The sequence below is a fragment of the Paenibacillus sp. J22P169 genome (genome assembly GCF_059691995.1).
Genome location: NZ_JCAUAO010000005.1, coordinates 144,043 through 169,420 on the forward strand (window position 1 = coordinate 144,043; position 25,378 = coordinate 169,420).

Annotated in this window: 22 protein-coding genes; 19 read left to right on the forward strand and 3 right to left on the reverse strand. The window is 44.9% G+C overall.

Going from position 1 to position 25,378, the window contains the following annotated elements; genetic code table 11:
• Positions 1–19 precede the first annotated feature (19 nt).
• From pruA to murI, 8 genes are all read left to right on the forward strand, one after another.
• Positions 20–1,591 (forward strand): L-glutamate gamma-semialdehyde dehydrogenase, encoded by a 1,572-nt coding sequence (gene pruA / locus AC58QG_RS23105; protein WP_497364481.1) that lies wholly within the window; start codon positions 20–22, stop codon positions 1,589–1,591.
• Between the two features lie 320 nt (positions 1,592–1,911).
• Positions 1,912–2,886 (forward strand): CgeB family protein, encoded by a 975-nt coding sequence (locus tag AC58QG_RS23110; RefSeq protein ID WP_497364482.1) that lies wholly within the window; start codon positions 1,912–1,914, stop codon positions 2,884–2,886.
• 436 nt (positions 2,887–3,322) lie between these two features.
• Entirely contained in the window at positions 3,323–4,411 is a 1,089-nt protein-coding gene (locus AC58QG_RS23115; RefSeq protein ID WP_497364483.1) for a lactonase family protein, read from the forward strand.
• The gene (locus tag AC58QG_RS23120) at positions 4,408–4,722 is read left to right on the forward strand and encodes an MGMT family protein (RefSeq protein ID WP_497364484.1); all 315 of its coding nucleotides are present in this window, start codon (positions 4,408–4,410) and stop codon (positions 4,720–4,722) included. Before AC58QG_RS23115 ends, AC58QG_RS23120 begins: the two co-directional genes overlap by 4 nt.
• 184 nt (positions 4,723–4,906) lie before the next feature.
• A complete protein-coding gene (locus tag AC58QG_RS23125; RefSeq protein ID WP_497364485.1) occupies positions 4,907–5,551 on the forward strand; it encodes a transcriptional regulator in 645 nt (214 codons plus the stop codon).
• A gap of 666 nt (positions 5,552–6,217) precedes the next feature.
• On the forward strand, positions 6,218–6,748 hold the full coding sequence (locus AC58QG_RS23130) for an ATP-dependent Clp protease proteolytic subunit (protein ID WP_497364486.1): 531 nt from the start codon (positions 6,218–6,220) through the stop codon (positions 6,746–6,748).
• Between the two features lie 127 nt (positions 6,749–6,875).
• Positions 6,876–7,646, forward strand: a complete 771-nt coding sequence (locus AC58QG_RS23135) for a Cof-type HAD-IIB family hydrolase (RefSeq protein WP_497364487.1) — start codon at positions 6,876–6,878, stop codon at positions 7,644–7,646.
• 30 nt (positions 7,647–7,676) lie between these two features.
• On the forward strand, positions 7,677–8,450 hold the full coding sequence (murI, locus tag AC58QG_RS23140) for a glutamate racemase (RefSeq protein ID WP_497364488.1): 774 nt from the start codon (positions 7,677–7,679) through the stop codon (positions 8,448–8,450).
• Between the two features lie 57 nt (positions 8,451–8,507).
• On the opposite strand, the gene greA is transcribed toward murI, so the two are convergent.
• Together greA and AC58QG_RS23150 are read right to left on the reverse strand one after the other, a co-directional pair.
• Positions 8,508–8,978, reverse strand: coding sequence for a transcription elongation factor GreA (gene greA / locus AC58QG_RS23145; RefSeq protein WP_171635061.1), 471 nt, complete (start codon positions 8,976–8,978; stop codon positions 8,508–8,510).
• A gap of 98 nt (positions 8,979–9,076) precedes the next feature.
• Positions 9,077–9,859, reverse strand: coding sequence for an SDR family NAD(P)-dependent oxidoreductase (locus AC58QG_RS23150; RefSeq protein WP_497364489.1), 783 nt, complete (start codon positions 9,857–9,859; stop codon positions 9,077–9,079).
• A gap of 218 nt (positions 9,860–10,077) precedes the next feature.
• Here AC58QG_RS23150 and AC58QG_RS23155 point away from each other — a divergent pair, with 218 nt between their 5' ends.
• Positions 10,078–11,829, forward strand: coding sequence for a sensor histidine kinase (locus AC58QG_RS23155; protein ID WP_497364490.1), 1,752 nt, complete (start codon positions 10,078–10,080; stop codon positions 11,827–11,829).
• Positions 11,830–11,884: 55 nt separating this feature from the next.
• Here the strand turns inward: AC58QG_RS23155 and AC58QG_RS23160 are convergent, their stop codons facing one another.
• On the reverse strand, positions 11,885–12,403 hold the full coding sequence (locus tag AC58QG_RS23160) for a metal-dependent hydrolase (RefSeq protein ID WP_497364491.1): 519 nt from the start codon (positions 12,401–12,403) through the stop codon (positions 11,885–11,887).
• A gap of 233 nt (positions 12,404–12,636) precedes the next feature.
• Between AC58QG_RS23160 and AC58QG_RS23165 the strand changes: the two genes are divergently transcribed.
• From AC58QG_RS23165 to AC58QG_RS23210, 10 genes are all read left to right on the forward strand, one after another.
• Positions 12,637–15,342, forward strand: coding sequence for an alpha-L-rhamnosidase (locus tag AC58QG_RS23165; protein WP_497364492.1), 2,706 nt, complete (start codon positions 12,637–12,639; stop codon positions 15,340–15,342).
• A 52-nt stretch (positions 15,343–15,394) separates the two neighbouring features.
• A complete protein-coding gene (locus AC58QG_RS23170) occupies positions 15,395–15,664 on the forward strand; it encodes a late competence development ComFB family protein (RefSeq protein ID WP_497364493.1) in 270 nt (89 codons plus the stop codon).
• Positions 15,665–16,173: 509 nt separating this feature from the next.
• On the forward strand, positions 16,174–16,341 hold the full coding sequence (locus AC58QG_RS23175) for a hypothetical protein (protein WP_157256816.1): 168 nt from the start codon (positions 16,174–16,176) through the stop codon (positions 16,339–16,341).
• Positions 16,334–16,504 (forward strand): sporulation histidine kinase inhibitor Sda, encoded by a 171-nt coding sequence (gene sda, locus AC58QG_RS23180; protein WP_497364494.1) that lies wholly within the window; start codon positions 16,334–16,336, stop codon positions 16,502–16,504. The genes AC58QG_RS23175 and sda overlap by 8 nt, the downstream gene beginning before the upstream one ends.
• Before the next feature lie 123 nt (positions 16,505–16,627).
• Entirely contained in the window at positions 16,628–18,427 is a 1,800-nt protein-coding gene (locus AC58QG_RS23185) for a sensor histidine kinase (RefSeq protein ID WP_497364495.1), read from the forward strand.
• A gap of 3 nt (positions 18,428–18,430) precedes the next feature.
• Positions 18,431–20,020, forward strand: coding sequence for a response regulator (locus AC58QG_RS23190; RefSeq protein WP_497364496.1), 1,590 nt, complete (start codon positions 18,431–18,433; stop codon positions 20,018–20,020).
• A 126-nt stretch (positions 20,021–20,146) separates the two neighbouring features.
• Positions 20,147–21,475: an ABC transporter substrate-binding protein gene (locus AC58QG_RS23195; protein ID WP_497364497.1), complete on the forward strand. Its 1,329-nt coding sequence runs from the start codon at positions 20,147–20,149 to the stop codon at positions 21,473–21,475.
• 82 nt (positions 21,476–21,557) lie between these two features.
• The gene (locus AC58QG_RS23200; RefSeq protein WP_497364498.1) at positions 21,558–22,436 is read left to right on the forward strand and encodes a carbohydrate ABC transporter permease; all 879 of its coding nucleotides are present in this window, start codon (positions 21,558–21,560) and stop codon (positions 22,434–22,436) included.
• A gap of 52 nt (positions 22,437–22,488) precedes the next feature.
• The gene (locus AC58QG_RS23205; protein ID WP_082595236.1) at positions 22,489–23,331 is read left to right on the forward strand and encodes a carbohydrate ABC transporter permease; all 843 of its coding nucleotides are present in this window, start codon (positions 22,489–22,491) and stop codon (positions 23,329–23,331) included.
• 209 nt (positions 23,332–23,540) lie between these two features.
• Positions 23,541–25,367, forward strand: coding sequence for an assimilatory sulfite reductase (NADPH) flavoprotein subunit (locus AC58QG_RS23210; protein ID WP_497364675.1), 1,827 nt, complete (start codon positions 23,541–23,543; stop codon positions 25,365–25,367).
• Positions 25,368–25,378: the final 11 nt, after the last annotated feature.

Genomic DNA, 25,378 nt, shown 5'->3' on the forward strand with positions numbered 1-25,378 from the left:
CGGAGAGGAGCCATTATACATGAATACACTAACAACGAAGGTAAGTCCATATGCGAATGAACCATTCACGAATTTTGCTCAGGATGACAATGTCAAAGCCATGCAAGCTGCGATCGCAAAGGTGAAAGGTGAGCTTGGGCGCGAGTACCCGCTCTACATCGGTGCCGAGAAGGTCATGACAGAAGCGAAGATTACGTCAATTAACCCTGGGAATGTGGATGAAGTTATCGGGTACGTGAGTAAAGCGGATCAGGCTCTGGCTGAAAAAGCGATGAACGTCGCACTCGAAACTTTCGAGTCTTGGAAAAAGGTTCCCGCTAGAGAGCGTGCGGAATATTTGTTCAAAGCAGCAGCACTTATGCGTGAACGGAAGCATGAGTTCTCAGCTCTGATGATTCTAGAGTCAGGCAAAAACTATGTAGAAGCTGATGTTGATACAGCTGAAGCGATTGATTTCATCGAGTTTTATGCCCGTGAAATGATCCGTCTGAGCCAAGTCAATGAAACACAACCTTTGGTAAGAATTCCTGGCGAAAACAATCAGATTTCTTACATTCCGCTAGGTGTTGGCGTTGTAATTCCACCGTGGAATTTCCCGCTTGCGATCTGCGTTGGGATGACGGTTTCTGCTGTAGTTTCTGGGAATACTGTTTTACTTAAGCCAGCTTCCACGACACCTGTTATTGCTCATAAATTCGTCGCGTTGATGGAGGAAGTAGGTCTGCCAGCCGGCGTTATCAACTTCATTCCAGGCAGTGGTGCTGAGGTTGGCGACTACTTGACGACTCATCCGAAAACACGTTTTATTTCCTTCACAGGTTCCAAAGAGATTGGCTTACGTATCAATAGACTTGCTGCTGACGTAGCGCCAGGACAAATTTGGATCAAGCGTGTAATCGCTGAAATGGGTGGGAAAGATGGTATCGTCGTTGACGAAACGGCGGACCTGGATGCAGCTGCAGCTGCGATTGTGGCTTCTGCTTTTGGCTTCCAAGGTCAAAAATGCTCTGCAGGCTCCCGCGCAATTATCGTAGAATCTGTCTACGATGAAGTGGTAGAGAAGGTTGTTGCTTATACGAACAAATTGCAAAGCGGATTACCTGAGTTGAACTTCGCGGCAGGTCCGGTTATTGATAAGACGTCTTATGAACGGATTTTGGACTACATCGAAGTTGGTAAAGGGGAAGGCACGCTGCTCGTTGGCGGTGGCAGAGCGGAAGGCAATGGCTACTACATCCAGCCAACCGTGTTTGGAGACGTGAGTGGCAAGGCGCGTTTGATGCAGGAGGAGATTTTTGGACCTGTGCTCGCGATTGCGAAAGCGAAGGATTGGCAAGAAGCGATTGCGATGTACAACGATACTGAGTTCGGTTTGACGGGATCTTATTTCTCAACGGACGAAGATCGCATCGCAGAAGCATTGGAAACTGTGCATTGCGGTAACTTGTACATCAACCGTAAATGTACGGGAGCCCTTGTCGGCGTGCATCCATTCGGCGGCTTCAACATGTCGGGTACTGATTCCAAAGCAGGCGGATATGACTACCTCATGCTGTTGACGCAAGCGAAGCTGACTTCGCGTAAGGTTTAGGATTGTATATCTTGTTTTCTTGGTTGTAAAAACATGAAATTAGGCGCACCCCAATCGGGATGCGCCTTTTCTACCGTCCTAGGAGGCTCTATCAGGAATTGTTGATTCCAATCAACATTCGCCCGAACCAACCAAACCGGGAGCTCATATAGTTAATAATGGTTGAATTTTAGTGAAACGGAGGAACTTTCGTATTCAGCTTTCCAGCAGCGAGCTTCGCCAACAAATTGTTGAATTGCTGGTTAATTCAATTACTTTGAAGGGACAAACGGTTACACTTTTCATATTTTCCTTCATATTAGGAAGCGAGTGGCAAACTTATGAAGAATAAGAAGATCTTGTTTATTACTTCCGGAGTCGATGTTCCTTACCCTCCGCTTGAGGATAGCGTATGCCGCGCTCTCTCAAGTGCAGCAGGAGAGCTGACCATAAAGCGACCCAACGATCCCAACCTGACGAATTATGTGAATGAAAATCCTCCGGATTTGGTTTTAGTATTTCAGGGCTTGTCATTTCCTTGCAGTCAATTGAAGGCCTTCAAAGATAGAGGAGTTCCAACGGCAATTTGGTTTACTGATGACCCGTATTATACGGACTGGACTCGCACCATTGCACCGCCATTTGATTACGTCTTTACACAAGACTATGGCTGTGTGGCTTTCTATTCATCGTTGGGCTGTAAGAAGGTATTTCACCTTCCGTTAGCAGCTGATGTTGAAAAGTTCCATCCACGTATCGTCTCTCAAAAGTATCAAACCGACATCGCGTTCATTGGTAATGGCTTTGAGAATCGAATCGACTTGATTGACAGTATTGCTTCCTATTTAGTTCAAACCAAATTCATACTTGTTGGATTATGGTGGGATCGATTGAAAAACTATTCCTTGCTTAAAGATAAAATATTGCTTGATCAATGGCTTTCCCCTCAAGAAACAGCGAATTACTACTGTGGTGCTAAAATTGTGTTAAATATGCATCGAGGATATACAGGTGTATCTCATAATAACAATTCCATGAACCGCCCCGCTGAGTCTGTTAACAATCGAACCTTTGAAATAGCCTCCTGCCAAACTTTTCAACTGACAGACATTAGAGCCGATTTGAATCAGCATTATGAAATCGGTCGAGAAATCGAGGTTTTTACATCAGCAAACGATCTTATAGAGCATGCAAGATATTATCTGAATCATGATGCTGAGAGAAACAAGATCGCTGCGAGGGGAAGAAAAAAGACTTTAGAGCAGCATAGCTATACTCAGCGCATTGAGCAAATGAGTAGAATCATTTTTGGATAGGGTTATAACGTAAAGCTGCGATCATCCCACATATAGGAGATCGCAGCTTTTTCAATACTAGTACTTTTCGATAGTACTCCAGGTGGATTTTGTCCATATGGTAGGCTTAATCACTTACAGAAAATGTGCACATAAAATAACTCAGCTTTAACGCATTCTGCCTGTATAAATGTAAAAAGGAATTAGCACGTTGTTAAAAGGAGGTTGAGCGGTGAAGGCAATTGTTACTGGGGGAGCTGGGTTTATAAGGTTCTAATTAAACAAGACATCAAAGTTCATGTTATTGATAATCTAATCTCAGGGAAAGAAGCTTTTGTTCATCCGGACGCAGTTCTGCATCAAGCTGACCAAATCAATCGTCCGCCAAACAGTTGCCCATACGTGGCGGATTTGAGATAATGCTCATAGTGAAATTAGATGAATGGGAGTGACATCCGTGGACAAGCAGCATCAGACGAAACAAACTTTAGCTTTTATCGGTTCCTACGCCGATGCGAAGAATCCAGGCGTATATACGGCACAATATGACGTAGACTCAGGGAGTCTAACGCTTACGCACAACGTAACGGGCTTGCAAAACCCAACCTTTCTAGCTGTCGATTCCGTCAATTCAAGACTATACGCACTTGGTGAAGGTGTTGGTACGGAGGGTCAGAAATGTGGCGCAGCCAGTGCCTACACGATTAATCTCGAGACAGGCGAATTAATGTTACTTAACAAAGAAATCACCCTTCCCGCGACAACGTGCCATATTCAGTTGGACAACACAAATGAAGTGGTGATGGTGACTAGTTATCATGGTGGTATGGTCGGATTAACCCCAATTCTAGTCGATGGTCAATTAGGAACTTCCGCCGATATTCAGCAGCATCATGGTGCGAGTCTGCTTCCCGTACAGGATCGGCCGCGTGCGCATTCTGTTTTCGTAGATCGTAATAATCGCTACATAGGTGCCTGTGATTTAGGTCTTGATAAAATTATTCTATACAAGCTGGATCTCACCGCGAAGCGTCTCATTCCACATGGGGAAGTGTCGATAACGCCTGGATCTGGACCACGTCATTTTGCTTTCCATCCGGCCTACAAGTATGGCTATGTGATTAATGAACTGGGTTCCACAGTTACTGCTTTCAACTATGATGAGGAACGTGGCCAGTTAACTGAAATCCAAACAATTACAACTCTACCTGACTCCTACGATGGCGAAAATGCTTGCGCTGACATCCACATATCCCATGACGGACGTTTCCTATATGGTTCCAATCGTGGCCACGATAGCATCGTTGTTTATGCGATTAACGACCAAACGGGCGAACTATCTGTCGTTGAACATGCACCAACGCTAGGGAAGCACCCGCGTAACTTCGGGATTTCCCCGGACGGAAGATTCGTCCTTGTAGCCAATAAAGACTCCGACAATATTGTAAGTTTTGCACGGGATGAAGCGACTGGTAAGTTAGTTCCAACCGGTAGCGTTCTTGAGATGTCACAGCCAGTATGCATCAAGTTCCTCCCGGTACAATGACACCATTTACAGAGAGAGTACTCCAGGTTATTCGCTCCATTCCCGAAGGCCAAGTAATGACATACGGCCAGATCGCGCGGCATGCTGGGAGTCCTAGGGCAGCACGGCAAGTTGTGCGAATTTTGCACGCTATGAGTAAAAAACACCGTCTCCCCTGGCACAGAGTCCTCAACGTTCGGGGCGAAATTGCGATCCAGGATGATGAGGGTGCGCAGTTACAGCGGTTTTTGTTAGAGGCGGAGGGTGTCCATGTTACGGACGAGCTTAGGGTTTCTCTAGCAAATTATCAAGTTCCTCCCGAAGAGGAATAAAGGTTTCTTACGTCATTTATTACTAGCATGTTGCCGCCATAACCTAGTGTACTAAATCAAATAATATGAAATGGGTCGTGAAGCACACGCCGTTTTTTTCATGGTTACTGAGAAGCTAGTCCTTTCAGTGATCATGGTGGGAACGGTGTTTTGTTTTGTGTCCATATTAGGAGAGAAAGATGAGATGAAATTTGAACAGGCATTCGAAGCATTTATGGCAAAACAAACTGCAGAGGAGACGAACCGGCGCAGACGGGAACGCTTAGAACGAGGATTGGGACATGCAGAAATGGAATTTTTGCGTACGATTTGGTATCCGAAGGTTGGTAACTTCAACGCTCTATATCCCCAATGGGAGGTTCGTGATTTCGCGAATGGCTATCGCTATTTGGATTTTGCCTATATGCCAGGAGATGCTAGGGCTGCGATTGAAATCCAAGGCTACAGTTCACATGCGCGAGATCTTGAAATATGGCGATTCAAAGACTTATGCATCCGCCATGCTCACCTTGCTCTAGATGGATGGTTAGTTCTCCCCATCGCATACCCGTCCATTGTCGAAGCGCCAAAACAGTGTCAACAACTCATTCTTTCTCTTATTGGTAAGTTCATTGCCACCGATGTACCGCCGACACTCCCTTGGCTCGAAAGCGAAGTTATACGTTTCGCTCGCAGGAAACTCCGTCCGTTCACAGCTCCAGAACTATCCGAACACCTGAAAGTAAGCAAAAGACACGCTAGAACTTTGTTACATGAGTTGTGTGATAGGCAACTTTTAGTTGTAGCGAGCGGTAAGGAACGCGCACGCAGCTATCAACTCCTCTTGTAGCATGGGAGGAGGAACGACGGTGCTCTATTTGGCGCAATTGCTGCAAAATGTGATGTCAAGGGGAACGAGGATGTCCTATTCTAATCGAATATGGCCAAAACCAGACGAAAAAGCAGAATTAGCGCATCGACGTTCCTCTCACGTCCAGAATCGGCCCCAAATGCTCGATTAGCGTATCCACGTTCCCCTTTGCGAGACTGAGGAGAGTTTTATGAGAGGAGTAGCGGTAGCTGGTGTTTGGTAGGGGGAGCTAGTTAAGTGCCTAGGGTTTAACTGAATTGGAGGGTGGAGTTTCAGTCGTTTGAGGGGAAGGAGGATGTCCTATTCGGAATGCGTGTACGAGTCGGAAGGATTCATTGAATGGGGGGGACGGAACGAAACAGCTGACGAGGACGGATACGAGTTTCTTTGCATATAAGGGGCAGTCTAACGGAAAGCGTTCCGGAGCTACGGATAATGCTACTGATTCGTTGCCAATCAACTAGTTCGTTCAAGCCGGGTTCGTATCGCGTAGTCTGTTTTCCATTGAGTGCCCGAAGGGATATTTCGGCCGCGTCACCAACTCTTTTCGCCCAAAAATCTGAAAACAGCGAGCAAAGAGTTACAAAGTTTCCAGACTGAGAATAGACTACTGTAATACAAGGCCATACGGACAGGAGGCATGTTATGAGTGACAGAACCCTTTATCTATTCGATGGCATCAATAAGACCTCTGTGAAGCTGATTGTCGAACAAATTATGAAAATTAATCAATTTGACGATGACAAAGACAAGAAGGAAAAGGATTTTAAACGCGTGCCCATCGACCTGATTATCAATAGTAACGGAGGCAGCGTATACGATGGCTTTGGTCTTATCAATGTGATCGAGAACAGCAAAACACCCGTTCACACCTACGTGTACGGACTTGCCGCAAGTATGAGTCTGTTGATCGCAGTTAGCGGGCACAAAAGACACGCAGGCAGGCTGAGTACCTTCATGTATCATTCCGTTTCCACACATATTGATGGTCATTTGGAGCATTTGAAGAATCGAGTGGATGAAACGCAGAGGCTGCAGAACATCTATGATGAATGTATTTTGGCCAAAACGAATCTGCAAGCCGAGGAATTGGCACGGGTGAAAGAGCATCAACGGAACTGGTATATCAGTCCAGAAGAGGCGTTAACCTATGGCATCATTGATAGTATTGTATAGGCAAAGTGGGAGAGAAGCCCAAGGGATTCTCTTTTTTCTTTGTTTTTTCCGGGCATTTGGTGTTTAATTGAGAGAAAGAGAGAAGAAGCGGCAGCTGTTGCTTCCGAATGCGAAGGAGAACCCTACTGTGTACAAAATTGTTTTTTTTGATATTGATGGTACGTTAATTAACGAGGATAAGCAGGTGCCTGCAAGTACCGTTAAGGCTATTCACGAACTGAAGGCAAGCGGGATTGAACCCGTGATAGCAACGGGACGAGCTCCCTATTTCATCAAGCCACTGGCTGAGCTGCTTGGCATTGATTCCTATGTATGCTTAAATGGCGGATATGCCGTTTACAAAGGCGAGCCACTTTACCACCGTGTCATCGCAAAGAGTGCTATCGAAGCTTTAGTTGAGCTAGCTGCCACTCACCAGCATTCTCTTGTATTTGAGGGCGAGCATGCGTTTGCGACAGATGCGCAGGATCATCCATTTGTACATAGCTCTGTATCCTCGTTAAAGGTTGATTTGCCAAGCTATGATCCGCATTTTTGGAAATCAAACGATATTTATCAAATTTTCCTTCACTGTGAAGCGAAGGACGAACATTTGTATGAAGGACTGCTATCGGAGTTTAAGCTTATTCGTTGGCACGAGCATGCGATGGATGTGTTGCCTGCTGGCGGTTCCAAAGCGCAAGGCATCGCCGCGATGCTGGAGTTGGTCGGCTTGAAGCCGGAGGACGCGGTTGCTTTCGGAGACGGTTTGAATGATATGGAGATGCTTTCCTATGTCGGCTTCGGCATTGCGATGGGCAATTCCCATAAAGATTTATTGCCATTTGCTGATCATGTTACAACACATGTGGATGAAGAAGGCGTGCGTAACGGCCTTATCACAGCAGGACTACTTTAAGACAGAACGCTAATAAATAGGGTGAATAGGATGAAAATTGCTTTTTTTGATTCAGGTCTAGGTGGAATCACGGTTCTGAACGAAGCCATGAAGAGAATGCCTCATGAAGATTTTATTTATTTTGCAGATACAGCGCATGTTCCCTATGGTGTTAAATCGAAAGATGAGGTTCTAGCCTTCGTCAAGGAATCCGTTGATGCGATTATTCAGGAAGATGTTAAGGCGCTAGTGATCGCTTGTAATACAGCGACGAGCATTGCGATAGCCGAATTACGTAACCTCTATAAGATCCCCATTATTGGGATGGAGCCTGCTGTCAAGCCAGCCCTAGAGATGAATCGCTCATCAGGCAAAAGAGTGCTTGTATTCGCCACGCAGCTTACGCTGCAGCAAGCGAAATACAGAGAGCTCGTATCTCGCATTGATGATATGGGGATGGTAGATTCAGTTCCACTTCCAGAGCTTGTGGAATTTTGTGAAAATCTCATCATGGAAGGGCCTCAGATTATCGACTATTTTAAGGGCAAATTGGCGCCTTTCGATTTGAATGCTTACGGTACCGTCGTACTGGGTTGTACACATTATCCGTTTTATAGCGGGATTTTAAGTCAGATCCTACCGAGCCACATTCAAATTGTAGATGGAAGCAAAGGTACTGTGAATCACTTAATGCAGGTGTTACAGGACAGCGACCAGCTGTTGGGCACGGGCAAGGCACAAGTGAAATGGATGTGCTCCAGTTCGGATTCCGCGTACATAGCGAAGATGGAAAGGGCGCTAGCCGTCCTTCAAGCTGAAAAATGACAAAAAGCAGTCTATAACTAGAGTTTCTAGTTACAGACTGCTTTTTTCGTTATGTCGTTAAATGCGAATCTCTAGAAGCTCGTAGCTGATGATGCCCATGGGTGCGTTCACGCTAATTACATCACCAACCGACTTATTCATGAGGGAGATGCCAAGCGGACTTTCATACGAAATTTTATTTTCGTTGACATTTGCTTCTTGAGACCCAACAATTTTGTACTCGATTTTCTCGGCAAATTCCACATCATTCAATACAACGGTGGAACCCACTTGTACTTTGGATGTGCCGGTATTCTTCACGACCTTCGCCTTTTTGAGCATCCGTTCAATCGTTAGAACGCGAGTTTCCATGAAAGACTGGTCATTCTTCGCAGAATGATATTCGCTGTTTTCCTTCAGATCGCCGTAGGAGATCGCCAATTTGATACGTTCTGCTAATTCCTTACGCTTCACTGTTTTCAAATCTTCAAGTTCTAGCTCTAAACTGCGCAAACCCTCAGGGGTCAAAATGATTTCATCATTGGACAAAAGAAAAGCACCTCGTTTCATTCGATATTAGCTATACTACTAAAGTCTATGAGACAAGTAAAGCAATCGGCATAAGGAATTATTTGTGATGACCGAGCTTAGGACGATTTCTGATGCATCGATTTGCGAATGGCAGACCCGAACATCTTGAGGATGGTTTTCCTTGGAAGCAGCCGTGCAAGCAGGGCGGTGAACGCATTGTTGCCACCATCAAGAACGTAAGAGGATTGTTTGCCAAGCGCTTTCATCGCCGTCTCGACAACTTGTTCAGGTGTCCGCTTGTTCTTCGTTTCAACTTCCTTCGCGGTATCAAAAAACTTCGTATCCGTAGGACCTGGGCACAACGCCAGAAGCTTAACGCCTTTATGTCGATATTCTTCCCATAAGGATTCTGTGAAAGACAGGACGAAAGCCTTGGTTGCACTGTATACGGAGCAATACGGAAACGGGAAGAAGGCTAATAAGGAGGCTACATTGATGATGGCACCATTCCCTTTTTGCACCATGGCAGGTAAATAGAGATGCGTTAACTCCACAAGAGCAGTAATATTTAATGTGATCTGTTGATGATATTTGTCGGAGGAATGAGCTAGAAACTCCCCGCTCAAACCAAAACCAGCATTGTTGATAAGCAGATCCACATGCCGGCCAAGCGTCTGGGTCATCTTGTACACTTCAGCAGCAGCATCGGTACTCGTTAAGTCAATCGCAATGACATCTACTGCTACAGCATATGTACGGGAAAGTTCGTTGGCTAGTTCGTCTAATTTGTCTTTGGAGCGGGCTACGAGAATGAGTTGATTTCCTTGAGCAGCCAATCTCCGGGCGAAAGCTTCGCCAATTCCGGATGAAGCACCGGTAATTAAAGCAGTTGCTGACATATGAGTGTTCCCCCATTTTCTAGTCTTTTGTGAATGATTGAGTAATTTAACCAAATAAAAGAATTATTGACTTTTAATTGATAGACAACATATTGTTCAGCTACTATACTAACATAGCGTGACAGCAGTTTCTGTGGTATTCGACAAATCGTAAGAAAAAAAATTTCGGCTTACTTGTAATTTATAGCATACAAAATAAGGAAAGTGTGAGTACATACATGAGAATTAACGCTAGAATTATTTATATCACTTTTATTATTGTTATTTTGTTGTTAGTTACGAACAATACGTCCTACTATTGGTATACGAAATCACTGCTAACCAAGTCGCTATCCGAGCAGATGGCGTCTACGGCGGACCAAATTCGAACATCGATTGAGCAGTCGGAAGCGGGGGCCTTCTTCGTCGAGGATTTGATCGGGGAGCAATTGCGCTCTGCTGCTCTCATTGCTCTGAACAAGCTTGATCCAGATATCGACAAGGTAACGAATGAACAGTTAGTTGCACTTGCGGGAGAAACAAATGTAGATGGATTTTCACTCATGAAGCGAAGTGATATTGGCGATGACATCATGGTTGGCAAATCATCTGAACCCAAGGAGCTTTCGATAACTAGCACAAAGTCATTTGGCTATTGGTATACAGCATTTGATCAACTACTGAGATTCCACAACGTAACCATACCTGAAGGCTATAAGCTGCCTAATTTCTGGACAGGTATTTATGAAGTACCAGCTTCTGGCTCCAGCGATGTCAGTAAATTTGGCTATTATTACGATGGAACGACGAATTATATCATTTGTGCGTTTGTGAATGCGGATAAAATTCAGAAATTCAAGGATATTGTTGGTTCGGATACGATTGTGAAAAAGATACTTGCGTCAACCCCCGATATTTTAGAAATTTCAGGGCTTAATGGGAAAACCTTTGGCACAAGGCCAAAGGAATATAGAGGCGCGAACGGTGAAACTTTCGTCTCTGTCTATGATCGTCCGCTGATGTTCGGTACTTATAACATTATCAATGTGAATGATTTCGCCAATTATCAGCTTTCCATTGCGAATAAAGAGCCTATAAGTGTAGTTGAAAGCTACAATGGAAAGCCGATTTTAAAGACATTTGTATATGTGCCAATTAAAGAGAAAGTAACGGAAGTCCAGCGAGAAATCCCCTACGTGATCACAATCGTTTCGGACTATCAATCCATTCAAAAGACCTTATCTAGCCAGCTTGTACGTGTCTTACTAGTTATCGTGCTCTTTACCGTATGTAGCTGTATTCTGGTTATTTTGGTATTTGGATTCTTTTCAAAATCACGCGAAACAGCTGTTCAGAACACACAAGAGATGTATATTCAAAATGTGGATCTCATGTTTGCGACGATTCGCAGTCAGCGACACGATTTTCTCAATCACGTACAAACCCTGTATGCGTTATTATCGAATGGGAAAAAAGAAGATCAAATGCGTTACATGGAGGAATTAATTGAGGAAATCAATGAGGTCAATGACATTATAAAAATTGGACAGCCTGCTATTGCCGCATTAATTCAATCCAAAATTACATTAGCGATGCGAACCAAAGTTGCCTTTAGCTATGAATTCAAGGGTCTTGATGGGTTATCACTCGGGGTGAAATCAGTAGATCTCGTGAAAATTATCGGGAATCTGATTGATAATGCATTTGACGAAGCGAGTAAATTTCCAATCGAAGAGCGAGAGGTATCTGTAACCGGCTGGAAGGAATCGAATCATGTGAAGATTTCCGTGAAAAATCGGGTGAATCCCGGATTTCATCTTGAGGATGATACGGATATATTCGCGATCGGCTATAGCACCAAATTAGAGGGTGGACATCAAGGGCTTGGCCTGCCAGTGGTAAAGGAACGTGTTGAGTATTATCGGGGGACGATCGAGGTTAAGGTAGAAGATGGCTTCATATACTTTCAGCTATCGATACCTATGCAATAGTTTAAATAAGAAAAATCGCTATTTGGTCAGCCAAATAAGCGATTTTTTTTGATTCTTATGTAAGTGAATAAGGCAGATACGGCAGCACATAGTTCCAGAACGGAAGTGCAAGGCAAGCCACCAGTAGAAACCAACGAAATACAGTTTCACTCGCTGAACCCGTGTCGATGGCAATCCATTTGGGTAGCAGACGTATTTTGAGCGGGATTGGCCAGAAAAGCTGGACACCACGATCATTCAGAAGGTCAATTAGAGCGTGTGAGGCATAGGAAAGGATGAATACCCAGAAATACAAAGGGTTCAGAGGTAAACTGATCACCGCAAGCAACGCCATAAAAAGCAAAGAGTGCGTCAACGTTCGATGCTTAATTTTTAAAACATGAAGCAAAGCAGATAACGGGAAGAGAACCTTGGCCATGGTGGAGCCAGGTTTATCTACGTCGGCTAAGGTGCCCGCCAAACAACCGAGTAATAAAGAGCCTGCGGCATCCCAGGTGAAAAAGCTGATATCGCCATGAATGAGCACGATCTCCGCAGCAATCATTCCAGCAACACTATGTGTTTTTTGCAGCATAATAATCGCCTTCCTATCTGATCAATGAGTTCGATATAACTTTATACTATTCGAGTTATACATGGAAATTAAGGGTATCGCAATATAAAAGTGATATTGTCGCCTTTAACCTATATAGATGTCTGGATACACCGTACAATCAAACAACTAGATACTTTACAATTAGATGTAAAGGTGCCCCAAACGGCACAAATAGCTAACAAGATGGTTCATATATCTAGGAGGATAAGCCCATGAATGCCATTCGAATTTCAACCTTGCATTGTGAATACCGCGTCAATCCAGTCGGATTGGACATCGCTAAACCACGCTTCACTTGGCAAATTGAAACTGACGTTAACGCAACCCTGCAAGCTGCTTATCACCTGCAGGTGAGCATGGAAGAAAGTAACTTCGATTCAGCATGTTTGATCTGGGATACAGGCAGGATTACTTCGGATCAATCTGTCCTTATTGGGTATGAAGGACCTGTGTTACGCCCGAGGACTCGTTATTTCTACCGTGTTAAAGTATGGAATCAGTCGGGTGTTGAATCGCCTTGGAGTGAAATCGCTTTCTGGGAAATGGGGCAGCTTCAGATCTCAGATTGGCAAGCGGAGTGGATTACACCTGATCCGACGAGATTAGATCCAGATGCAGAAGAAGCTTACTATCTTCGCAAAACCTTTACTTTACGTGGACAGATTCGCAAAGCGACAATCTATGCGACAAGTCACGGTGTATATGAGCTGGAGCTCAATGGTTCGAGAGTTGGCGATTGGGAGATGACACCAGGCTGGACCAGTTATAAGCATCGCTTGCAGGTACAGACCTACGATGTAACAAACAGTCTGACGATTGGGACGCAGCATACGATTGGCGCGGTTTTGGCGAATGGGTGGTACAAGGGCAATTTAGCGTGGACGCATCAGCGGAATATTTATGGAAGCGTCAGAGCGCTGCTCATGCAAATGCATATTGTCTACGAGGACGGATCTGAAGAAGTTGTAATCAGCGATTCCTCCTGGCGAGCTTCGCTCGGAGCTGTCCGGATGTCAGAACTGTATCACGGCGAAATTTACGATGCTGGATTAGAGCTTACAGGTTGGAGTCTGCCGAGTTATGAAGACACGTCTTGGGTTCCGGTAGTTGAACTTAATGAAAGTAAGGAAACACTTGTCATGCAGGAGAATGAGCCATCTCGCGTAACGGAGCTGGTAAACCCTGTCACTGTCCTAGAAACCCCGGCAGGGGAAACCGTGCTTGATTTTGGGCAAAATATGGTAGGGAAAGTGCAGCTGCGGTTAAGCTTACCTGCGGGTACACGCATTGAATTGTTGCATGCGGAAGTGCTTGATGCACAAGGTAATTTCTATATTGGAAATCTGCGTTCGGCGAAGCAGCAGGTCATCTATGTGTGCAGCGGGCGAGAGGAGGAAACGTATGCACCACATTTCTCCTTCCAAGGCTTCCGCTATGTCAAAGTAGTTGGATGGCCACAGGACGTGGCTTTTGATGCAACTTGTTTCACAGGGCTGGTTATCCATACGGATATGGCAGCAAAGGGGTCGTTTGAATGTTCGAACTCGCTCTTGAACCAACTGCAGCGTAATATCGTGTGGGGGCAGCGCGGCAATTTCCTCGATGTGCCGACTGACTGTCCGCAGCGTGATGAGAGATTAGGTTGGACGGGGGATGCGCAGGTGTTCATTCGTACAGCTGCCTTTAATTATGATGTCGCCCTCTTTTTTAGTAAATGGTTGCGAGATTTGAAAGCGGACCAACGCGAGGATGGAGGGGTGCCTTTCGTGATCCCGCACGTCTTGAAAGAGAGTGACCATTCATCTGCAGCATGGGGAGACGCGGCGGTGATTTGTCCATGGACACTCTATCAAGTTTATGGGGATAAGCGAGTTCTAGAAGAGCAGTACGACAGTATGAAAGGGTGGATTTCTTACATCCGTCAGCAGGGTGAGAATGAATATTTGTGGCAAACGGGCTTCCACTTCGGCGATTGGTTAGGGCTTGATGCCAAAGAGGGCAGTTATATCGGGGCAACGCCAAAAGATTTAATTGCGACATGCTTCTATGCATATTCCACTTCGCTTTTGGTCAAAACGGCTGAAGTACTTGGACACACAGCAGATGTTGCTGAATATTCAACACTCTTTGCGCGTATTGTGGAGGCATTTACAGCGGAGTTTGTGACGCCAAGCGGCAGGTTAGCTGGACACACACAGACTGCGCATGTGCTTCCGTTGATGTTCGGCCTTGTGCAGGGGCAAACCAAAGAGCGCTTAGCAGCGACTTTAGCTGCTTATGTAAAGGAGCAAAATTATCATCTGACGACAGGCTTTGTTGGCACACCATATCTGTGTCATGTGCTGTCTGAGAATGGCTATCATGATGTGGCAGTCAAGCTTGTTCTGCAAGAAGATTATCCTTCCTGGTTGTATCCGATCCATCAAGGCGCAACCACGATTTGGGAGCACTGGGATGGCATCAAACCGGATGGTACGTTCTGGAGCGATAATATGAATTCCTATAATCATTATGCTTACGGCTCTATTGGCGACTGGTTATATCGGAAAGTAGCAGGCTTGGACTCGGATGATCAGCAGCCAGGGTACAAAAGAGTCATCTTCCGACCTCGAACAGATTCTGGTCTCACGTATGCCAAGGCATCCCTCGTCACGAATTACGGGGAGGTTCGAAGTGAATGGCGCATCGAAGATGATGGAGCCGTCAGCTACACGTTCCAGCTTCCACCGAATACTAGCGGGGAAGCGATCCTACGTGGGACGACACTTACGGCAGTGACCTGCCAGGGGCAAAAGTTAACAGCTATAACGGGCCTCAAAGGTGCCCAAGAAGTAGATGGGGATGTATCAATTGAGCTTGGCTCAGGTATCTACCAACTTCGCGTCGAATCTGCCACTTCCCTATCTTTGTCATTCTAAGTTTATCGAGTATAATAGACTTAATGAAGGTTCAAAAAGGGAGAGTTACAACATGGCTGTCGTCAATGCAATGGAAACCGTGGTCACGCAGTTGTTCGAAGAATTTCGGAAAAACTATGAATTGAAGTGTGTTTGTTTAACGTGCCAAGAAGATATATTGGCAATCGCACTGAACAAACTTCCGCCACGTTATACTTCCAGTGAGAAGGGACATCTATATGTAAAAGGTGAATTCACGAATCAACAGTTGCGTTCAGACGTAATGCGTGAATTGATGGAAGCATCGAGTATTGTCGAGCATCATCAACATCATCGTGAGTAAATGTAAGGAACTTAGCACCAATTAACTTGTAGGCATACGCCGCTATCTCCGTTTTGACGGGGCTGGCGGCGTTTTTAATTTGGGCGAAAATGAGGTGAGCGCTCGCGTACGAGCGAGGGAATGTGGAGATGAGTAAGTCGATTATTTCGACTAACTCTAGCGGGACATAGGCTCTTGGAGGTGAGTAAGTCGATTATTTCGACTAACTCGAGCGCGGCAAGGCTCTTGGAGGTGAGTAAGTCGATGCAATTGACTAACTCGAGCACGGCAAGGCTCTTGGAGATGAGTAAGTCGATTATTTCGACTAACTCGCGCACTTACTCACGCACTTTCCCACGCAAACCCGCGACGTCAATCTTTCTGAACATACCCCAGAATGCAAGCAAAATTACATAATATAGAAAAAAAAGATGTAAGAGATGCAAAAATAAATGCGCTGTTTTTTTGCGCGCTTCAAGATAAGATAGAAATAGAAATTTCCAAATAAATGAAAATTAGGAGGGGTTCATGTGAAATCAGAGCAGTTTAATGGCATTTTTGATTCGGTGTTAACGGATGTTGTACAACAATCTTATGGCAATATATGCTTGCCCTCCGATGAACAAATCCAACAATCGATGAAAAAAATGATGTCGATGCTAGAAGAAAACCCGAAATGGTTGTTGCATAATGAATGATCGCGATAATTTGAAAGCCATCTCCAATGACACGCTTGTTGATGCCTATATAAATGCAAGCCGAATGAAGCTGAGTAAGGAATTTCTCATGTTTTTACTGTTAGAAATTCAAGCTAGACAGATTAGCTTATTCCACGATAACAGTTTAGAAAGCACAAGTTAAATGCTCACCATGAGAGGTGAGTTTAAAAAAAGGTATGAATCCTTTACAATGTAACGGACAGGGAGCTCCTGACGTTGCAGTGTAGGGGATTTTTTGTTTTCGCAAAGGGGAGGCCACATCTATATGAGGATACTTCAGAAGTTGATTCCTACAAATTGGTTTCGAAACCAACGCATCCGATATAAAATTATTCTCATTTATTTTCCGCTTATCTTCGTGCCCTTGTTTGTGCTGGGTTTCGTTTCGAACCAAGTGTATACGAATGCTATCGTCAAGAAAACGATCAAAAATGTGTCGGACAACTCCTCCCTCATTATAACCCGCATCACCGGCATGTTAACGAATGTGGAGAGCTGTGCGAATATGTTAACGATCAATCTCAATAAGGTGATCGTGGAAGACCCGCAATCCTTAGCCGCTCCAGAAACGAGCCTGCAGATGTACACGCAGATTACGAATCAGCTTAGCTTTGCCTTGCTTGTTTTTCCTGATGTGCAGTCAGCCGCATTCATAGATACGAATAATCGGATTTATGGCTCTAATTTACTCATGGAGCGGAATCGGGAATGGATACCTTCAAGTCCCTTGTTAAAGCAAATTGATGCGTCGAGCGGAAATAATATTTGGTTCCCCATGCAGCGCAGGGATTATTTAACCAATGGTTCGCAGGAGACAGTGATGACGTTGGGGAAACGAATCGTGAACATTTATACGGGACAGAAGCTAGGCCTGCTTGTGCTTAATATCAAGGAAAGCTCCTTATCCGCGATCTATCAGAAAATAGGTTCGATCCAAGCCGGAAGCTACTTTATTGTGGATGATGAAGGTGTCGTTACGTCTTCTCAACATCCAGAGGATGTGCTTCAGGAAGTAGCGATTCCTGAGATGAAGCGCTGGATCACATCAAGTAAGCATTCGTCTGTACCTACTTCCTTCGAATATGAGAAAACACTCGTCGTAAGCTCTGATGTACCTAGCTTTGGTTGGAAATTAATCTCGATGGCACCTCTAGCTTCGTTAACGGCAGATACGCGCAAAATTACATTCCTCATTGTACTGCTAGGAATCGTCTGTTTGTTTTTTGCCCTACTAGGAGCGGGCATGCTTTCCCAGCTAATCGCCAAGCCCATTATGGGGCTCACGAAATATATGAAAAAGGTCAAGGAAGGCAGCTTGGATATCGAATTCCAAGTGAATTCGGAGGATGAGATCGGGATGCTGTCCTCTGGCTTTAATGCCATGATCCGGCGGATTCAAGAGCTATTGACCAATATTAATTGGGAGCAAAAGAAGAAGCGTGAATACGAGCTTGCCCTCATTCAAGCACAGATTAAGCCTCATTTCCTCTATAATACGTTGGACGTCATCTATACGCTGTCTGAAATGGGACGAACCCGTGATGTGCAGCGGACAACGAAAGCATTGGCGGATTTCTATCGCGCAGCGCTTAGTAAAGGCCGTGAAACGATCACGATTGAAGAAGAAATTCGCAATGTGAAAGACTATTTATCCATCCAGCGAATTCGCTATTCCGATGTATTTACGTATGAGTTTGATATTCATAACGATGTGCTAAGCGGTCAAATTCCGAAGCTGACCATTCAACCGCTAGTCGAGAATGCCATTTATCATGGGCTCAAAACGAAAGGAAGCCTTGGGCTTCTAAAGGTAACAGGCGAAATTGTCGATTCCAAAATAAAAATCATTGTCGCAGATGATGGTGTGGGCATGGATTCAGATCGGCTTATGGCTATTGTGAAAAAGACAGAATCTCCACAGGAAGCAGTGGGATATGGCTTCAAGAATGTGAATGACCGCATCCAGCTGTATTATGGAGACGAATATGGCTTGCAAATAACAAGTGAACAGGGACAAGGCACAGAAGTTACGCTATGGTTGCCTTTTGAACGTGAGGAGGAGTAGAGCATGCAAAAAATATTAATCGTGGATGATGAATCCATTTTCCGCGAATATTTGCGTTCAGCGTTAGATTGGGAGGCTTATGGCTTTGAGCTCTGTGCCGAAGCCAAGAACGGGATCGAAGCTCTGGAGCAAGCCCAATTGCATCATCCTGATATAGCGCTTGTAGATATTACAATGCCTTTTATGGATGGTTTAAGTCTCACTGAGCAGTTAAAGGAGCACTATCCCGCTACAAGTGTGGTCCTCATTACAGGTCATAATGAATTCGATTATGCGCGAAAGGCGCTTAAACTCGGTGTGGAGGATTATATCCTCAAGCCCTTCTCCAAGGATGAACTCGTCTTAACACTGCTTAAGCTGCAGAAGGAGCATGAAAAAGCACGGGAAGAAAGATCCACACTGAAAGAAAATCAACAATTGATGAAGGAAAGTTACTTGAACCATTTGCTAAGCAGCGAATATCATCATTCCCCGGAGGAAACGACTCTGAAATTGCAGCAATTAGGGGAGTCGTTTGCCTCCTCACTGTTTGTTGTGGCGTGTATTGAGATCGACCATATGGATGTCAAATGGAACCAAGTGAGCGAACGCTTACTGTGGAAATACGCCGTTACGAACATTTTGAATGAAGCTCTGGAGGAAACGGGGCATCATCTCATTTTCAACGGGCCAGAAGGGCGAATTATTTGTCTGGTTGAGCACCAAGGCGGGAAGGATCTTGAGGTTCCAGCGCTAGAGGGGTATGAAAAGCTCATTTTTTTGATCAAAAAATACTTGAAATTTACGATCACCATTGGCGTCGGCCGCAGTCACGCTGGGTATACAGGCATTCGAACTTCCTATTTAGAAGCGTTAGAGGCTTTGCAAAACAAGTTCGTATTAGGTAACGACCGTGTGATCGCCTACGGTTCCAGTGTGCTTGATTCTGGCAAGCAGGCACTCTACCCGACGGAAGTCAATGAGGAGCTGCTCGTGCTCTTACGCATGCATAATGCGGAGAAGGTAGAAGATAAACTGGAAGAAGTTTTCCAATCTATCCGTGAGCAAAGGCTATCTTTGGAGTATACCTATGTGATTTCCATGGGACTCATTTCTGTTTGTTTGTCCTACGTCACGGAGATGGGGCATCCCATTGAGGACTGCTTCGGCGAAGCCTTTTATCCGTATAGTGAAATCAAACGTTTGGGTTCAATAGAGAGCACATCGGCATGGATTAAGGAACTTTTCGCTAAGGCGATTCAATATACGAACAGGCACAAGAAGACGAGATCCTCCAAAATTGCGCAATCAGCCAAAGAGTACATCGAGGGACAATATATGGATTCAGAGCTCCAATTGGATCAGATTGCCCAACAGGTGTTTATTAACCCAAGTTATTTGCGTGCGGTATTTAAAAAGGAGATCGGCATGACCGTAACGGATTACGTGACGCATGTTCGCATGCATAAAGCGAAGGAATTACTTGGCAAGGGAAACATTCGCTTGGCGGATATTGCGGAGCAGATTGGGGTCAACGATCCTAGTTATTTTAGCAAAATCTTTAAGAAATTTTTCGGCTATTCACCCAGTGAGTATGAGAATAATCGCCTATAACGACTGCACATGAATGTGCGGATTTTACAAGAAGCCCTCAGTTATTCCATTATCACTGAGGGTTTTTCCTTCTATACTGAGGATGTAAAGAGGAGAAACGCACAAGAATTTCTGGGAGGTCTACAAATGAAAAAGATGGCAGTTACTCTCGTAAGCTTACTCGCTGCGACTAGCCTTGCAGCTTGCGGTTCCACAGACACACCAAAAGAAACAACCAGCGCGGCACCAGCTGCAGCAACGACAGCACCGGCTAAGGCAGATGCGAAACCAGTAAAACTAAGAATTTATGCGCAGTATGCGGATGAAGATACGAAAACACCTTATGACTATGCTGTGGCTGAATTGAAAAAGGAAATGCCAAATGTAGAGCTTGAGTTGGATATCCAAGCACAAGATGATGGTCAGAAGTTGAAGACGTATGCAGCGACTGGCAACCTTCCAGATATTTTCCAAGCAGGACTAGATATCATTGATACCTTCAAAAAGTCCAATAACATCCTGATGTTGGATGAGTATGTAACGAAGTTCGGCTTCAAGGACAAAATGCAGCCAAGCGCCATGAATACGCTGGTTACGGATGATGGTCACACCTACGCATTCCCTTATGCTGGGAACGAAGTCGCCTTGTTGTATTACAACAAGGATTTGTTCCAACAAAACGGCGTGAAAGTGCCAACAACCTATGAAGAAATGATGACGGCTGTTAAAACGTTCAATGCGAAAGGTGTGACACCGCTCTCCATTTTCGCCAAAGAGAAATGGCCTTGCGTGGCGTTGTATGACATGTTCGTTACTCGTGCTGAACCAGGCGGTATCAACAAGTTGGATAAAGGCACGGCGAAAGCAGAAGACGCAGCTTACAAAACAGCTGCTGACAAAATCATCGAGCTTGTAAAAGCAGGCATGCTTCCAAAAGGCGCAACGAACTTGAACTATGATCAGGCAGCGGCTCTTTACCATGAAGGTAAAGCAGCGATGTTCATCAATGGTCAATGGGAAATTGAAGCAGCAACAAAAGCGCTTGGCGACAAAGCCGGCTACATGTACTTGCCAGCAGCCGATGCAGCCGCTTATGAAAAAGGTAAAACAGCGTTCAGTGGAAGTGGTGGTCCTGGTGGATACGCCGTTTCCGCAAACACGAAGGATAAAGAGCTAGCAGCAAAAGTAGCATCGTTCATTTCCTTGAAATATGCGGAGTACAAGTTCACGAACCGCAGCAATCCGATCGTAGCAACGAAGGTAGACAAACCGATTGTGAAGCAGTTCCCACCGATGATGGATCAGCTTTCCAAGGATATTCCAAAAATCACAAGCACAACCGCTTTCTCATGGGGCTTGTCCAATCCGAAGTTCAAAGCAGCGCTAGAAGATGCAACACAAAACCTAATGACAGGTAATTATACGTCCGATCAATTCGTGAAAGATTTAAATAAAGCAGCAGTAACAGCGAAGTAAATATGATTCTATGACATGGAAGACTCACCGTGGAACGTCTCGTCCTAAGGTGAGTCTTCTACTCTACAAGGGAAGTGATGACATGCGCAAATTCATGGGAAATAAAGTAGCGATTATGCTGTTCACGCTGCCGGCACTCCTTTTGTATACAGTGATCGTGTTTTATCCGATTTTACAAACCTTTTACCGCAGTACCTTCGAATGGGATGGCTTGAGCGAGGGCACGTTTATTTTTCTAGACAACTACACGCGATTGTTTCAAGACAGTATTTTTTATACGTCCCTCTATAACGGACTAGTGTTTGCAGGCATCCTAGCCTTTGTGCAAATTGGGATCGGGACCGTACTCGCGTTTGCCGTAGCAGAGGGCTTCAAAGGGAGTAAGATTCTACGTATTTCCTACTTTATACCAGTCGTACTCTCCATTACCGTTGTTTGTCAGCTTTGGCTGGCGATGTATAACAGCGAGTATGGCTTAATCAACAAGGTGTTCGAAGCACTCGGTATATCGTATCGACAAGATTGGTTGACCAACAGCAAAACAGCTATCTTCGCCATTGCCTTCGTGAACGCTTGGCAGTACATGGGCTACCAGTTCGCTCTACTACTAGCAGCTGTGAAGTCCGTGCCAGAACAGTACTTAGAGGCTGCTCGTATCGACGGCGCTTCCAAATTCAAAGCACATATGAAGATCACGATTCCGATGCTGGCTGAGACTTACAAATTTTGTCTAGTCCTCGCGATCACAGGAGGTCTAAATGCTTTTGCTAACATGTTTATCATGACGGGCGGCGGGCCAGGTAACTCGACATACACATTGACATACCTCATGTACCGTTCAGCTTTCCGTGTAGGTGAGTTTGGCTATGGCAGTGCAGCTGCAGCGTTCCTTGTGATTGAATGTTTGATCGTAACATTAGCTATTAACAAACTCATCGCACGTGAACGTATTACCTTTTAAGCTAATGATTACGAAGCCAGTTTTCTTACGAAAACTTTAAGGAGGATGACAAATGAACGGCCTACTCAAATTACGCAAAAAAAATCCGCTCCTTGGCATCCTTTTATGGGTGTATGCGGGGTTGTCGGTGTATCCTTTATTGTGGATGATTTTTTATTCGCTAAAAAATAACAATGAAATTTTCGTTACGAATCCTTTCGGGATTCCAACGCATTTTCGCTTCGAAAATTATGTGGATGCTTGGTCCAAATTTAATGTACCGCAGTACTTCAGCAACAGCTTGCTCGTGGCAGCTTGTACGGTCGTTGGTACGATTGTCCTTTCCGTAACGTTTTCTTATGCGGTTGCTCGTATGCAATGGCGCTTCAAGGAAGTGGCGCGCATCTATGTGGTCATCGGGATGTTCATTCCGGTCCAAGTCATCATGATCCCTCTAGCGATTCTTGTTCGCGATTTCCATTTAGCTAACACGTACGGTGCACTCATTGTTCCATACATTGCATTCAATATCTCGTTCTCAAGTATGGTGTTCTATGGTTTCTTTCGTTCCATCCCCGTGGAGCTCGAAGAATCCGCCTGTATGGATGGTGCTAGCATTTATCGAACTTTTTATACCATTATTTTACCAATTATTAAGCCGGCAATGGCGACAATGGTCATTTTCGTATTCTTATCCTCCTGGAATGAATTCACAATGGCACTCATTTTGATAACCAAAGAATCATTGAAAACCTTACCGCTTGGCTTGCTGTTCTTCCAAGGCCAGTTTACAACGAACTGGGGCGCAATGGGGGCGGCGATGACGATTGCCAGCTTGCCAACGGTACTCGTTTATGTGCTCTTTAGTGAGCAAGTTGAGAAGGCGATGACCGTAGGGTCAGCTGTGAAAGGTTAATATCTGTCAGAAATGTTGAAATGACCCCATTTTGGGGTCATTTTTTGCATGAAAAGTGCTCATTTAACCATATATCAATAACCCTTATAAGTCTCATAAGATGATTCTAATTGACCTATGGTGCGCACGTATGATAGGTTTCAATGGAGAGTAAAAATAGTGCGAAAAATAGCAAAGCTTATCAATACATGCTGATGAGGTGGATTTTGTTGGAACTTCAAGTCTTAAACAGTCCTTTTAACCAAGAGCAAGTTGAATTGCTCAACCGCGTCCTACCAACGTTAACGGATACTCAACGTATTTGGCTGAGTGGCTATCTAACGGCTCAACAAGGATCGACAAATTCTTCGGCAGCGCCTGCGACTTCCGTACCAACGGCTGTGGCTAGTCAACCTGCCATTTCTAAAGAAGTAACCGTTCTTTTCGGATCACAAACAGGTAATTCTCATGGATTAGCTAAAAAACTGGCTAAAAAGCTAGAAGAACAATCGTTCCAAGTAACACTTTCCTCGATGAGCGACTTTAAACCGAACAATCTGAAAAAGGTTCAAAACCTACTCATGATTGTAAGTACACATGGTGAAGGAGATCCGCCTGATAATGCGATCTCATTCTACGAATTCCTTCATAGCAAAAGAGCGCCTCAATTGGAAGAACTTCGTTACTCTGTTCTCTCCTTGGGTGATACGTCTTATGAGTTCTTCTGCCAAACGGGCAAGGATTTTGATAAGCGTTTGCAAGAGCTTGGCGGTAAATCATTAACAGAGCGTGTTGATTGCGATGTTGACTTTGATGAGCCTGCTGCAGCTTGGGTGTCTAGCGTGCTTAATGCTTTAAACGTTTCATCCGCGAGTGCCTCTGTTGGTGGCGCAGCAGTCGTAGTAGGAAGTGCAGTTTCCTCCGAGTCGGAATACTCTAGAACGAACCCGTTCCAAGCAGAAGTGCTTGAGAACTTGAACTTGAATGGCCGCGGCTCCGATCGTGAAACGCGTCATGTGGAAATCTCCTTAGAGGGCTCCAATCTTCAATACGAACCAGGCGATAGCTTAGGCGTATTCCCAGAGAATCATCCGCGTCTTGTCACTGAATTGATTCAAGCGATGGATTGGAATGCAAGCACGCCGGTTGCCGTTAACAAGAATGGTGAAGAGCGTCCGTTACAAGAAGCGCTTACGCGTTACTACGAAATCACTACATTGACGAAGCCTTTGTTAGAGCAAGTTGCAAAGCTTACTTCAAACGATAAATTACATGCTTTAGTTGCTGCAGGTAATGAATCCGAATTGAAATCATACCTTGCAGGTCGGGACTTACTTGATTTGGTGCAAGATTTCTCCTTACAAGGTGTGTCTGCTAGCCAATTCGTAGCCGTGCTTCGTAAATTGCCTGCACGTTTGTACTCGATTGCGAGCTCATCCAAAGCTTCACCGGATGAAGTGCATATCACAGTACGTGCTGTTCGCTATGAAGCCAATGGACGCAACCGTTATGGTGTTTGCTCCGTTCACCTTGCTGAGCGCGCACAATCGGGCGCAGCGTTGCCAGTCTACATCCAAAGCAACCCGAACTTCAAGCTGCCTGAGAACCCAGAAACACCAATTATCATGATTGGACCTGGTACTGGCGTAGCGCCATTCCGTTCTTTCCTTGCAGAGAGAGAAGAGACGGGTGCAGAAGGAAAAACATGGTTATTCTATGGGGATCAGCACTTCGCTACAGACTTCTTGTATCAAGTTGAATGGCAGCGTTGGTTGAAAGATGGCGTTCTTACGAAATTAGACGTAGCCTTCTCCCGTGATACGGATCAAAAAGTATACGTACAGAACCGCATGCTAGAGAACAGTCGCGAGGTTTATCAATGGCTGCAAGAAGGTGCTGTTGTGTACATTTGCGGTGACGAGAAGAAAATGGCTCACGATGTGAATGCTGCTTTGCTTACGATTCTTGAGCAAGAGGGCGGATTAAACAACGAAGAAGCCGTGCAATATTTGGCTAACATGCAACAGCAAAAACGTTATCAACGGGATGTTTATTAAACCGGGATCCC

Excerpts from the sequence above, each read along its gene's own strand:
- AC58QG_RS23195 (WP_497364497.1), top strand. The coding sequence starts at position 20,147 with ATGAAAAAGATGGCAGTTACTCTCGTAAGCTTACTCGCTGCGACTAGC.
- AC58QG_RS23110 (WP_497364482.1), top strand. The coding sequence starts at position 1,912 with ATGAAGAATAAGAAGATCTTGTTTATTACTTCCGGAGTCGATGTTCCT.
- AC58QG_RS23170 (WP_497364493.1), top strand. The coding sequence starts at position 15,395 with ATGGCTGTCGTCAATGCAATGGAAACCGTGGTCACGCAGTTGTTCGAA.
- AC58QG_RS23190 (WP_497364496.1), top strand. The coding sequence starts at position 18,431 with ATGCAAAAAATATTAATCGTGGATGATGAATCCATTTTCCGCGAATAT.
- AC58QG_RS23150 (WP_497364489.1), bottom strand. The coding sequence starts at position 9,859 with ATGTCAGCAACTGCTTTAATTACCGGTGCTTCATCCGGAATTGGCGAA.
- pruA (WP_497364481.1), top strand. The coding sequence starts at position 20 with ATGAATACACTAACAACGAAGGTAAGTCCATATGCGAATGAACCATTC.
- AC58QG_RS23185 (WP_497364495.1), top strand. The coding sequence starts at position 16,628 with ATGAGGATACTTCAGAAGTTGATTCCTACAAATTGGTTTCGAAACCAA.
- AC58QG_RS23155 (WP_497364490.1), top strand. The coding sequence starts at position 10,078 with ATGAGAATTAACGCTAGAATTATTTATATCACTTTTATTATTGTTATT.
- AC58QG_RS23120 (WP_497364484.1), top strand. The coding sequence starts at position 4,408 with ATGACACCATTTACAGAGAGAGTACTCCAGGTTATTCGCTCCATTCCC.
- AC58QG_RS23130 (WP_497364486.1), top strand. The coding sequence starts at position 6,218 with ATGAGTGACAGAACCCTTTATCTATTCGATGGCATCAATAAGACCTCT.
- AC58QG_RS23200 (WP_497364498.1), top strand. The coding sequence starts at position 21,558 with ATGCGCAAATTCATGGGAAATAAAGTAGCGATTATGCTGTTCACGCTG.
- AC58QG_RS23165 (WP_497364492.1), top strand. The coding sequence starts at position 12,637 with ATGAATGCCATTCGAATTTCAACCTTGCATTGTGAATACCGCGTCAAT.
- AC58QG_RS23205 (WP_082595236.1), top strand. The coding sequence starts at position 22,489 with ATGAACGGCCTACTCAAATTACGCAAAAAAAATCCGCTCCTTGGCATC.
- murI (WP_497364488.1), top strand. The coding sequence starts at position 7,677 with ATGAAAATTGCTTTTTTTGATTCAGGTCTAGGTGGAATCACGGTTCTG.
- sda (WP_497364494.1), top strand. The coding sequence starts at position 16,334 with ATGAATGATCGCGATAATTTGAAAGCCATCTCCAATGACACGCTTGTT.
- AC58QG_RS23160 (WP_497364491.1), bottom strand. The coding sequence starts at position 12,403 with ATGCTGCAAAAAACACATAGTGTTGCTGGAATGATTGCTGCGGAGATC.
- AC58QG_RS23125 (WP_497364485.1), top strand. The coding sequence starts at position 4,907 with ATGAAATTTGAACAGGCATTCGAAGCATTTATGGCAAAACAAACTGCA.